The 12,042-nt window shown below is 49.0% G+C and carries 7 protein-coding genes and 1 other RNA gene; 5 read left to right on the forward strand and 3 right to left on the reverse strand.

The annotated features are described in order from the left end of the window. The first annotated feature begins 8 nt into the window (after nucleotides 1-8). Complete coding sequence (locus B9Y58_RS14540) at nucleotides 9-173, forward strand: hypothetical protein (protein ID WP_158278307.1); 165 nt, start codon at nucleotides 9-11, stop codon at nucleotides 171-173. Between the two features lie 187 nt (nucleotides 174-360). Here the strand turns inward: B9Y58_RS14540 and ssrA are convergent. Further along, nucleotides 361-720, reverse strand: a transfer-messenger RNA (tmRNA) gene (ssrA, locus tag B9Y58_RS03250). 300 nt (nucleotides 721-1,020) lie between these two features. On the opposite strand from ssrA, the gene B9Y58_RS03255 reads away from it, so the two are divergent. The 3 genes from B9Y58_RS03255 to mfd are packed head-to-tail and all read left to right on the forward strand — an operon-like array spanning nucleotide 1,021 to nucleotide 9,200. After that, nucleotides 1,021-4,083: an FISUMP domain-containing protein gene (locus B9Y58_RS03255; RefSeq protein ID WP_073054171.1), complete on the forward strand. Its 3,063-nt coding sequence runs from the start codon at nucleotides 1,021-1,023 to the stop codon at nucleotides 4,081-4,083. Nucleotides 4,084-4,086: 3 nt separating this feature from the next. Next, complete coding sequence (locus B9Y58_RS03260) at nucleotides 4,087-5,820, forward strand: FISUMP domain-containing protein (protein WP_073054172.1); 1,734 nt, start codon at nucleotides 4,087-4,089, stop codon at nucleotides 5,818-5,820. 17 nt (nucleotides 5,821-5,837) lie between these two features. Beyond that, nucleotides 5,838-9,200, forward strand: coding sequence for a transcription-repair coupling factor (gene mfd / locus B9Y58_RS03265; protein ID WP_073054173.1), 3,363 nt, complete (start codon nucleotides 5,838-5,840; stop codon nucleotides 9,198-9,200). On the opposite strand, the gene B9Y58_RS03270 is transcribed toward mfd, so the two are convergent. After that, nucleotides 9,186-9,914 (reverse strand): TatD family hydrolase, encoded by a 729-nt coding sequence (locus B9Y58_RS03270; protein WP_073054175.1) that lies wholly within the window; start codon nucleotides 9,912-9,914, stop codon nucleotides 9,186-9,188. The two genes, mfd and B9Y58_RS03270, sit on opposite strands and share 15 nt — an antisense overlap. 123 nt (nucleotides 9,915-10,037) lie before the next feature. Between B9Y58_RS03270 and B9Y58_RS03275 the strand changes: the two genes are divergently transcribed. Continuing rightward, on the forward strand, nucleotides 10,038-10,235 hold the full coding sequence (locus tag B9Y58_RS03275) for a hypothetical protein (RefSeq protein ID WP_073054177.1): 198 nt from the start codon (nucleotides 10,038-10,040) through the stop codon (nucleotides 10,233-10,235). Between the two features lie 80 nt (nucleotides 10,236-10,315). Here the strand turns inward: B9Y58_RS03275 and B9Y58_RS03280 are convergent, their stop codons facing one another. Beyond that, nucleotides 10,316-11,938, reverse strand: coding sequence for a hypothetical protein (locus B9Y58_RS03280; RefSeq protein ID WP_085534749.1), 1,623 nt, complete (start codon nucleotides 11,936-11,938; stop codon nucleotides 10,316-10,318). Nucleotides 11,939-12,042 lie beyond the last annotated feature (104 nt).

The following is a 12,042-nucleotide window of genomic DNA, read 5'->3' on the forward strand; positions in this document are numbered from 1 at the left end:
GAGAAACAATGAATATTGCAAAAGACAATTCCTTTGATATCAACCCCAAAAAGGCCTATAAGGCACCTTCGATGGAGTTGATTGTAATGAACCATCATATGGATCTGCTTCAAGGTAGTCCTAAAGCATCTGATAACGTTAATCAGGATTTTATTGGTCTTGAAGAAGAATAAAGGAAAAATATGGAAAAGAAAAAGGAATATGTCACTCCGAAAATGGATGTGCTCGAATACATGGTCCAAACATCTCTTTTGCAAGGGAGTCCGGATGCTCCTGAGTTCACTAATGGTGAATTCGACTAATCCATTCCATAAACCCGTATAAAAAAGAAAGGCTCACTTATCGTGAGTCTTTCTTTTGTTCTGGAGGTGAGGGGAGTCGAACCCCTGTCCAAAATCACGTCCATGCACGTTCCTACAAGCTTTCCCTTCGTATTTAAGGTCTCGTCTAATCTACGCCCAAGAAGGTCGGCGCGGACTTTGACCAGCCTAGTGAATCTCGGACTCTAGCCCCAGGCATGCAAGAATCCTATCCCATATTGCGTCCGGACTTTCACCCCGATGGGAGCGGAATGAGGCCCGGCGTTGCCGTTAATTAGGCAGCGAGTGCGTAGTTTTCGTCAGCACTTATTTTTTTTCAGACTTTTTTACGAGTGCCCTCGTCTGAGACCTCGGCTTGCAACTAACACTTCGGTAACCCTGTCGAAACCAGAGCACCCCCGTGTGCTTCGCACCGGGGGTGCTCTGGTTGAGACTCGTCGACTAAATGCGAGCTAGCGAGCATTTAGGCCCTTAAGCTCACGAAGTGAGCGCAAGGCCCGTAGGGCGAGCTTAACGCAAATAGCGTTAGGCGAGGCAAACCAGAGCACCCCCGTGCTTGTTTAACCCAAATATACAAATATATCGCCCTTTTTCAAAGATTCGCGCGGCCGGGCTGCCCGGAAACCTTTGGGAATGTGAACTTTCTTTGACAGAATAATTCCTTTTTGCTACTTTCTGTTTACAAACTGAAGAGGATAACATGAGAGTTTTTCAAAATGCTAAGAGTCTTTTTGTACTTGCTTGTACGGGCATTTTGATTTGTGCCTGTGGTGATTCCGGCAATTCCAGTACGACTGACGATCCTGAATTGGACGAAGACCCTGCAAAGGAAATTGAAGTTGACAGCAAGGTGTCTGGTTCTACGGTCATTAGGGACAGAATTTACAATTCCAGCATCGGTTCGTACATGAATACGGTCCAGTTCGGGATTTATATCTGGCTGGAAGATAATTCCACCGAAATCGGTTATTCGGGCAATTCCATGTGTTACGATGACAATCCCGAAAATTGCTATACCTATGGCCGCCTGTACAGTCCTGGCGCACCCAAGTGCCCCAGCGGTTTTTCTGTTCCGAGCCAAGATGACTGGTCGGGAACCATGCGCTACCTTGGCAAATATAGCGAATTGGATTCCATTTTCGGATTTCCGAGGGGTGGCTATTGTTTTGATAGTTTCAATGGCCTTGTCTGTTCAGATAAGGATGATGCTGGTTATTATTTGGCGGGCGACAGTGTGGTGGCCGTTGTTAAAGGCCGTTCCGTTTCGTTTAAGCCGGCGGGCTTGGGTGATTTTTACCAGCTCCGTTGCCTGAAGTATTCCTATATCGTTCCGACGGTGGACGACCTTCCGACTTGTGATACCATTAGTCAAAGAACGTTGAGGACTTTCTATGTCATGAGCAAGAAGTCGGACTACCGCTGCATCGGTACGCGCTGGGTGGATGACTTTACGAACAATTGCAGCCATGTAGAAGATGGCACGTACGGTGTCTACCACGATTCCATGTACATATGTAAGTATAACGAATGGAATCTTGCCGATATTTCGGATTCCAAGGACAAGTGTACAAGTAGTAACGAACATACCACTTACTTGTTCAATGGCGTTTACTATGCTTGCGAAGACGGCGCTTGGCGTGAACTGACGTCGACCGAGAAAAAGTTGGGCTATTGCAAACCCGACCTTTATGGCACTATCGATTCGACCCTTTATATGAAGGAAGATGCATATTTTGGGTATGACTCGCTTTACAACTATTACACTTGCGATTCACTTGGCTGGCGTGAATCGGTTCTGAGCGATTTTGCCGGCGAGTGCGACAGCTCCAAGATGTATGACGAATTCAAGTTCAAGAAAAAATCCTATGTCTGCCGCGGCGATAGCTGGGATGCCTTCTCTAGCTTGGAACAGGATGTCGGTATTTGCTCGCCCAAGAAGCAGGGCGTGATCGATTCCTCTGACGGATACGGATACATTTGCGACAGCACCACCTGGCGCTATGCGACAAAGGATGATTACCTGGGCGGTGAATGTACGTCCAAGCGCAGTGGTGAAATCCGTGCGTATGGTTCGGACAAGTACATTTGCCGAGATTCTGTATGGAATAAGCTTTCGGCCCTCGAAGCGGAACTGGGACTCTGCGATACAAAGAAGATGGGGATCCTCGATACGACTGAATCGGAAACGATCTATTACTGCGATTCTACCGGTTGGCGTAGTGCAAAAATTGGCGATATTGGAGGCGAATGTAATGCGTCTAACAAGTACAAGATGGTGGAATTGAATGGTTACACCTACTACTGCTATGATTCTTCCTGGCATTCAACGACCAGTCTCGAAGACAAGATTGGAGTCTGCTGGGACAAAAACAAGAACAAAATTGACTCGGTGACGGTCAAGGGTAAGCATTACTACTGCGATGCAGATGGTTGGCGCGAACTGGATTCTTATGAAGTCAAGTTCGGCATTTGTACCGCGGCCTTGGAAGGGGCTTCCAAGACCTTTGATGGTGCCGCCTATACCTGTACAAGCGGAAAATGGACCTACGTGAAGGCTGCCGAATATCTTGGCAAATGCGATTCCCTTGTATGGGGCAAGACCAAGACTTACGACGAAAAGGAATACGTTTGCAAGTTCACGTCTTGGGTGACGCTTACGGACTTTGACAAGGAATATGGCGTGTGCAGTGGAAAGACTCTTGGTACGACGGTGATTGCTGATGGAATCAACTATATCTGTACGTCAAGTGACTGGTCGAAAACGTCTAATCCGGTTGCATCTCTCGGGGACTGCACCTATAAGGATTCAACCGTTTACAAGACCGATGCAAACGGAATCTACTATGCTTGCCATAACTACACATGGACAAAGGTCACTTCGATAGTGACTGTCTTTGGCAGTTGTAACTATAAAAATCGGGAAAAACAGGTCGTTTTCAATGGTGCTGAATATGTCTGCGATTCTGTTGCCCTCGGTGCGGGCTGGCATAAGCTGTCTGCAATCGATTCCCTTCGTGGTTACTGCAGCAACAAGAAGTTGGGCGATACGATTACATATAAGAATGATCGTTACCTCTGCAAGTCTACATTTGAAGGAAATCGTTGGACTGTGGTGGGGTATCGTGAATTCATGGGTGAATGTACTGTTGCCCGTGAAGGTCACAAGATGTTCAATGGCATTAATTACAGCGTCTGTTCCGATGAACGGTGGGAGGGCGTAACTGAAACCTATAAGGATCCGAGAGATAACAACACGTATAGGATTCAGAAGATTAATGGTGTGACATGGATGCTCGATAACTTGAATTACGTCACAGCGGATTCTTCGGATTGCGTTAATGGTACGTCGTCTTGCGGAACGGCTGGTCGCTTGTACGGATTCAGCGCAGCTAAGATCGCTTGTCCGACAGGCTGGTCGTTGCCCGATACCGCCGCTTGGGGTGCCATGATCGATTACGTGTATGCTCTGGATACCGCCTATAAGAGAAAAGTCGGTGGAAGCATTTTTTGGAATCCGACAGAAGATATTTACGGATTTGCCATGCTTCCGACTGGCTATGAATATTTCTTCTTGCAGAATGGTCAAGACCCAGTGACAAAGCATGACGGCAACACAGGTATAGATGACGCCGCCGTGTATTGGCGTGCGGATGGATCCTATGAAGCATGGGGAAAGGTGTCATTTAAGACTGGTGGGGGGACTGGACAAGGTAAAGATGCCAGGATGACCAAAACGGCAGTGCGTTGCATCAAGGAGGATTAGGATATGAAGAGTGTTAAGTGGTCTTTGTTTACGTTTGCCTTGATTGCAAGCCTGTTCAGCGCCTGTAGTACAACGTCTTCTTCGGATAATCCCGAAGAAATATCGAGTTCGGATAGTAAGCCGGATTGCAGCAACAGCAAAAGTGGAACGTCTTCTAGCTCCTATAAGGCTGAAAGCGTGACGGATGCCGATCTTATAGATGTGCAGAAGTTTGCTGGCCAAAAGGAGGATACGGTTTATGCAAAAGATGGTATCATATACAACACGCTCCGTGTAGGTCCAGCTATCTGGATGAACGAAAATCTGCGTTCTGAAGAACCGTTCAAGGTAAAGAGCGCTTGCTACGAATATGATGAAATCAATTGCAACAAGTACGGTAGACTTTATCTGAACAACAAGGAAAGTAGCCCCGTGGCCGCATGCCCCGAAAATTACAGGCTGCCTTCGATTGGCTTGTGGAAAGAATTGTACGAAAGCGATGTGGGTTTTGAACCTGTATTTGCCGGAACCTGCAGTAAGCGGGATACGTTGGAATGTGATGGCCTGAAGAGTACGGTAAGGTACTTGGCTAATGACGACCGCGCGATTGTCTTTACCAAGGATAGCGCCGGGCATATCTCCTACAAAGTGCAGGATGTGGTTGACAATGCTTTCTATTCTGTACGTTGTGTCAAGCCCCGTACGATTGTCGAAAAAATGGTGGAACTCCCGATTTGCGACAATGATTTGGTGAGCATGCCGAATGTATACGTAATCGAAAAGGAACGCTCGTATTATTGCGATACCTATGACCAGCAATGGGAAGAAACTGGAAGCGGCGAGTGTCTCGCTTCTGAAGAGAAGGATTTCTACTTAATGAACGGAGGCTTGTTGGTTTGCCGTAACCAGAAATGGCAGGTGGCAACTATTCGAGATGCCGGTGAAAAGTGTACGAAGGCGGAACTGTACAACGAGTACGTTTTGAATTCAACTCGTTATGTTTGCCTCGACAGTGGCTGGGTAGAACTCAAGTTCCCGGCTTCGGTACTTGGATATTGTCGCGAAAAGTTCTACGGCAAGGTTGCCAAGACTGACGAAAATGTTTCCTATACCTGCGATTCCACCGGATGGAGATATACGCTGATTGAGGATGTATATGGCGAATGTGTAGAGGATAGCGTCTATAAGGTAGTTGAGTTCAATGGGAAAAAGTGGATGTGCCATTCGTCGCTTGAATGGTATCTCGGCAATGATCAAGAACAGGCGATGGGCTTTTGTACGAAGGATCTCTTTGACTCGGTAAGAACCTATTCGGGTGAATTCTATAGATGTGGTTCTGCTTTTGAAAGCTGGAGTTGGGAATACGCTACGGAGCATTTGCCAAAGTGCGATAAATCTAGAATGTGGGATACAATCACAATCGATTCGACGGTGTATATGTGCAATGGCGATTTGGAATGGCAGTATGTAAATATGGGCTATGTCTATGGGCCATGCACAGATGATAACCTTGGCGAGATTCAGTATGATGAATCTGAAAGGGAATATTATATGTGCATAAAGCATTCTGCAAATTCAATAGACAACAAGAAAAAAATTGCTACCTGGTCTTGGCAGCTTACGCTTCCTGCCGCTCGTGAACTAGGGCTATGTCAGTACGATACCACTTACTATAAGGTTGCAGGCGACGCCTGCTATCGGTGTGAAAATTCTTATTGGTCCCTTTTCTCGAATTTTGCTGACGATTGTTCTGACTGATTGCTATCTTTGCCTTGATGGTTGAGTCACTTTCAGAGTTTCTTACATTTTCGCATTCCGAGTCGCTGAACCTTTTTAACAAGGTCGAGTCTGGCGCCATTCATGTGAATGGGGCGACGGTTTCTGCGGCCTCCATGATGGTGGCGTCGCGCTTTTTAAAGAAGCCGGGCCCGATTCTAGTTGTTACGCGGGATTACAAGAGTGCGGAATCCTGGGTCGAAAATCTGGAAGGGCTGCTAGGCGAAAACTTCGTCCGGTTTTTCCCTTCGATAGGTTTAAAGCCATACGAAAAGAAGATTCCTTTTGAAGGGGTTCTCGAAGAACGCCTCAAGTTTTTCAGGGATATAGAGTCTGATATCCCCTTTGTGACTGTGTGTCCGCTGGACGCCCTGCTGATGCGGCTTCCGGCACCGCAATCCGTGCTGAAGGAATGCAAAACCCTCAAGGTGGGCGATGTCCTGGAACCGGCCTCTTTGCGCCCTTGGTTTATGGATCATGGCTTTATAGAGCAGCCTGTGGTTTCGGGTGTGGGGGAGTACTCCATTCGCGGCTGTATTGTAGATGTCAACTGCCTTCTGTACCCGCATCCGATTCGTATTGAGTTCTTTGGCGACGAAATCGAATCGATTCGTAGCTTCGATATTTTCACGCAACGCTCCGTAGAACAGATGAAGACGGTGCAGCTGTTCCCCATGGGTGAATTTACGGTTCCTGAACGCGAAGCGGCCAAGTTCAACGGCGACCTTTCGGGACTTTGGTGGCATCGTGGCCGCTACCAGCAGCTGAACTATAGTCTATTGGACTATTTGCCTAATGCTTCGCTTGTGTTTGAAGATTTGTCTGGCCTTTCGGAAACAGCTTCGAAGCTGTACGTGAATTATGAAAGGGCTTTCCAAGAAATCCGGGCGGTAGACCGTGACGTGGTAGAGCCTGTTCGCACTTGGTTCAAGATGGGCGAACTTTCGCGGAATTTCGTAGTTCGCGCCTCGATGGACCTGACCCGCGTCAAGGTCGATGATGGTCGCTGGCATGAACTCCATTGCAAGCCGCAGGCGTTCTCATCGAGTGGAACCGATGCGGTCGCTAAAGAAATTGAGGAATTTGCGGCGCAGGGTGGAACTGTTTATGTGGTAGCCCCTACTGCGGGTGCATTGAACCGCATTAAGCTACTGCTCGAAGATCTCCCGGTAGAAGATTATATTATCGGTAACATGTCCGAAGGTTTTTGGCTGGAAGAAGACAATGTGGCCTTCCTTACCGAAACCCGCATTTTCAATCGCCATTCCAACAAGACCCGTAAGCGTAAAATTGCGGGCTCCGTGTCGGGCGCACTCCTGATTGAATCCTTGAACCGCGGCGATTTCGTTTCTCACGAAGACCATGGTGTCGGCAAGTACTTAGGGCTTGTCCGCGTGAACGTGAACGGCGGTATGGTGGACTGCGCCTTGCTGGAATACGCGGGCGGTGACCGACTCAAGTTCCCGGTGGCGGACCTTCAGAAGATTGAGCGCCTTGATGTGCAAGAGACTACTCCGAAACTGGACCGTTTGGGAGGCAAGGCTTGGGAAAATCTCAAGGAACGAGTCAAGAAGAAGGTCATCCAGATTGCCCGCGAGCTGGTGGAACTTTACGCTAAGCGTGAACTGGTCGATGGCTTTGAGTTCCCGCCCGATGGCAAGTTGCAGAAAGAATTTGAAGACGCTTTTGAATACGATCCGACACCTGACCAGGTGAAGGCTACCGAAGATATCAAACGCGACATGGAAAGTCGTCGCCCCATGGACCGTCTGATCTGTGGCGACGTGGGCTTCGGAAAGACCGAAGTTGCTATGCGTGCGGCATTCAAGTGCGTGGTGAGCAAAAAGCAGGTGGTGCTTTTAGTGCCGACCACGATTCTCGCTGCCCAGCATTACGAAAACTTCATGGATCGTTTTGCAGGCTTTGGTGTGAATATCGCGCTTGTCAACCGTTACAAGACTGCCAAGGAAAAGAAGGAAATCTTCAAGCAGGTGAGCGAAGGCAAGATCGATATTCTGATTGGCACGCACAGCCTGCTTTCGGAACAGAACAAGTTTAAGGACTTGGGTCTTCTGATTATCGATGAAGAACAGAAATTCGGTGTGAAGCAAAAGGAAAAACTGCGAGAAATTCGTCTTGCAGTTGATACCTTGAGCATGAGTGCCACGCCGATTCCGCGCTCGCTGCATTTGAGCATGACGGGCGTGCGCGATATTTCTTTGATTAACACGCCGCCGGTGAATCGCTTGCCTGTAGAAACCAAACTTATGAAGCGTGACGACCTGGTCATTAAGCAGGCGATAGAAGACGAACTTGCCCGCGGTGGCCAGGTGTTTGTGGTGAACGACCGTGTCCAAAGCATTGATACCTTGGCCGGCGAAATTCAGACTATGGTTCCCGATGCGACCGTGGGCGTGGCTCATGGCCAGATGAACGACCGTGAACTTGAAAATGCCATGGAGGCTTTCCTTTCTCGAAAGTTCGATATTCTGGTAAGCACCAGTATTATTGAATCCGGTTTGGATGTGCCCAATGCGAATACGATCATCATCGTGAATGCGCATCACTTTGGCATTAGTCAGCTTTACCAGATGCGCGGTCGCGTGGGCCGCAGTAGCGTCTTGGCGAAAGCGCTTCTGGTGATTCCGTCGAAGAACGAAATTTCGCCAGAATCCATGCGCCGCCTAAAGGCTCTGGAACAATTTACCGATTTGGGAAGCGGCTATCAGCTGGCGATGCGTGACTTGGAAATTCGTGGTGCCGGTAACTTGCTCGGCCAGGAACAGCATGGCTTTATCGCCGAAGTCGGCTTTGAAACTTATGTGCGCCTGGTGCGTGAAGCGGTGGAAATGTTGCGTGGCGGTACTGCCGAAAAGCCGATACAGACCCGAGTGGAAATCGGCGTGGATGCTTACCTGCCGGAAGACTATATTCAGGACGGCCTCACTCGAATTTCGATGTACCAGCGTATAGCCCGTGTGACTCGTACCGATGAAATCGAAACAATCGCCCAGGAATTGGCGGACCGTTTTGGCCCTGTGCCCGAAGCGGCGAAGATGCTCCTGGTGGTGACAGAGATCGGTCTTTTGGCGGGTCGCTTGCGCATTCAGGGACTGGTGCAGCGCAAGGGAATGCTTGCGGCTACGTTCGCTGAATTCCCGCCGTCGGATCCGCGCATTATCAGTGAAATGTATGCCAATACCCAGTTCCCCATGCGAATAATAAGCGGGCCGCCTTTGCAGGTGGTGATGGAACTCGGTAAGGGAAATGCTGTAGAACTAGCCGAAAAAGCCCTTAAGGAATTCCGGGCCTTTGCGGTAATTAAAGCGGATTCAGTGGTGACCGCTTCACGGACGAATTAAGTGTTCTGTTTCTTTTAAATGCTCGATGAGCACTTCTGCGATTCTGTCTGCAGATTCGTTCTTGAGCATGTTTGCGGCGGCAAAAGTTTCGTCGGCATCGGTTTCGAAACGAATCTGTTCCGCAGGAATCTGCGGAATGGCTGCAAGGGTCGATTTCTTGTGGAATGAATCGAGGTGCAGCGAGAAAATGGGATTCATCTTCTGGGCTGCCTGTACGATGGAATTGTCGCCGCCGAATCGGTGGAATACGATGTGGGCAGGGGCGTGACCGCGTTTGGGTTTGCCGGGATAGTCGCATTCTTTTAGAATTCGCAGAATGCGTCCGTAGTCTCCTACGCAATGAATATGCAAGTCGCGATGGAGGTCGCGCGCAAGGCTTACTTGGCGTTTAAAAGCTTGTTCTTGAAGTCCGCCCTCGGAGTATCCATCGTAACGTTTGTCGAGACCGCATTCGCCGACTCCAGCCTCCGGGTAGTTGCTTAAGAGTGATTCCAAACGTTCCCAGTCGGCTTCCGTCACGTTAGCGGCAGCCATGGGGTGGACTCCGTAATTGCGGGTAGAACTTTCAAAAAGGGAGGTTTCCATCTTCTGCAGAATTTCCCATTCCCAGGGTTCGCAGGCGATGGCATTATAGCGCAATCCCTTCTTGAGAAGGACCCTGGCGAGCGTTGCGGGCTGGGGTAGCCTGACCAAATGGAGATGGAAATCAAACATACCACTAATATATACCCAAAATTTCCCTTTTTTCCTAAATAAATGAAAAAACTTCTTGTTTTTTTGCTAGAAAAAGCCTAATTTAAGGGTATTCATTACCCTTGCATTAAAAAGGAGATTTTTATGCGCGATCTTTTGGAAAAAGCCTTAAATAGGGGCCTTGGTGTTTCTTTTACTACCGAAGGTGGTTTTGCTGTTATTCGTATCACCAAGGGAACCGAAGTGGTTGCGTCCTGCAGTCTCGGTTCGGCCGATTTCCGCACTAGCGTAGAAGATTCCTTGCAGTCTCTTTTGCTTGACTTGGAACGCAAAGGCTTGTAATATTCCAATTTAAATCGGAAATGAAAAATCCCGCGGAACTTCCGCGGGATTTTTCTTTAATATTCTGATTAAGAATAATCTTAATTAATACGGCCAACCAGGTTACCCGAGATCATGTAGTCCTTGGTGCAACCGTAGTTGTGGAAACCGGCAGACAGGCTGAAACGGCTGGTGAATGCCTTTTCCAGGTAGAGGGCGCCCAAAACATCCTTCACGTGCTTCGGATTCTTGATGCCGTAGAAGTCCTTGTGTTCGTGACGGTCGCCAACGTATTCAGCTTCGATGAGAATACGATCTACAACAGGCGTGTAGATTGCAATACCGCCGGTCACAGGAACCACCAGGTCGTCGGAGAGGTCCATGAGGGCGGCTTCGGCGAAGATGTCAAGTCTGTTGGCAACGATGGGGAGGTTTGCCTTCAGAGAAGCGTTGTGCTTGAGGTGCTGTTCAATGACCGTGGTGTCGTTGGTAGCGGCATTAACCTTTTTGATCTTGCTGCCGGCATCGTAAACGACATCGAATACGTTGCTGCGGTAGCCGAGCTGAACCTTCAGGTTGCCGAGGCCATCGAGACCGTGGAAGTTAAACACGGCACGAACGTCACCCTTATCCAGGTTTTCGGACTTGCTGATGAAAGAAATGTAGGCGGACATGTTGTCAGTCGGGGTGAAACCGAACTGCAACTGGTTTTCCGGATCCTGAGTAGAAAGGAAGCCGGCTTTGTAACCATCGATGTAACCACCGAAGTAGTCTCCGCTCTTGTCAGTGTTGTCCCAACGACCGACCTTGAAGGAGAACAGGTCAGTTTCCTGCATGGCCCATGCTTCGTCCAGAGAGAAGTAGTCGTTGACGTATTCGCGAGAACCTTCGCGGAGCTGAGCTTTCTTCACCTTCTTGTCGACGTTGTTGTCGTCAGCAGGCTGGAGGTCGCCTGGATAGAAGGCGATACCGATCTTGCCCTTGAAGTCATTGGCTTCGGCGAGAACGGCGAAGTTTGCTTCACCATTCCAGGTTTCGAAGTTGTCGCCCAATTCGTCGTCTTCGCTAGACCAAAGAACCTTGCCGGCTTCGAGTTCGAAGTCAGCGTTGATGTCGAAGTTAATCTGGTTAACTGTCATCACGGCGTTTTCGATCATTTTTTTCTTTTTGCGCTTTTTCTTCTTGGCCGGCTTCTTTTCCGGTTCAGCGGCCGCGACTTCGGCTGCAGGAGCAGCTTCTTCAGCCTTCTCCACTTCTTCGGCCTTGGCTTCTTCCTTCTTCTCTTCGGCAGGAGCGGCTTCGGCAGTCTTTACTTCTTCAGCGGCGGGTGCAGCAGCTTCTTCCTTCTTTTCTTCGGCAGGAGCGGCAGCGGCTTCAGCAGGCTTTGCTTCAGCGGGCTTAGCTTCGGTCTTAGCCGGAGCGGGTTCAGCCTTAGCTTCAGCCTTCGGCTGTTCTGCCTTGGCTTCGGTCTTAGCCGGAGCGGGTTCTGCCTTGGCTTCAGCCTTCGGCTGTTCTGCCTTGGCTTCGGCCTTAGCCGGAGCAGGTTCAGCCTTAGCTTCAGCCTTCGGCTGTTCGGCCTTAGCTTCGGTCTTTGCCGGAGCGGCTGCAGGTTCTGCAGTTTTAGCCGGGGCTGCAGCGGCGGGGGCTGCTGCAGGGGCCTTTGCTGCCGGAGCAGCAAATACGGCTGCTGCCATAATGCAAGAGGCGATAAACATCTTCTTCATAAAAGGAACTCCTTTATATATTCCACGAGAGTAATTTTAGTAAAAATTTCTTTCCCTAATCATTTTTTAACCCTTTTTTCATATAAAAAGTTAACTTTACTCCC

The sequence above is a fragment of the Fibrobacter sp. UWB15 genome, assembly GCF_900177705.1.
Lineage (GTDB): Bacteria > Fibrobacterota > Fibrobacteria > Fibrobacterales > Fibrobacteraceae > Fibrobacter.

Coding starts and splice junctions, on each gene's coding strand:
- B9Y58_RS03275 (WP_073054177.1), top strand. CDS start 10,038: ATGCGCGATCTTTTGGAAAAAGCCTTAAATAGGGGCCTTGGTGTTTCT.
- mfd (WP_073054173.1), top strand. CDS start 5,838: ATGGTTGAGTCACTTTCAGAGTTTCTTACATTTTCGCATTCCGAGTCG.
- B9Y58_RS03270 (WP_073054175.1), bottom strand. CDS start 9,914: ATGTTTGATTTCCATCTCCATTTGGTCAGGCTACCCCAGCCCGCAACG.
- B9Y58_RS03255 (WP_073054171.1), top strand. CDS start 1,021: ATGAGAGTTTTTCAAAATGCTAAGAGTCTTTTTGTACTTGCTTGTACG.
- B9Y58_RS03260 (WP_073054172.1), top strand. CDS start 4,087: ATGAAGAGTGTTAAGTGGTCTTTGTTTACGTTTGCCTTGATTGCAAGC.
- B9Y58_RS03280 (WP_085534749.1), bottom strand. CDS start 11,938: ATGAAGAAGATGTTTATCGCCTCTTGCATTATGGCAGCAGCCGTATTT.
- B9Y58_RS14540 (WP_158278307.1), top strand. CDS start 9: ATGAATATTGCAAAAGACAATTCCTTTGATATCAACCCCAAAAAGGCC.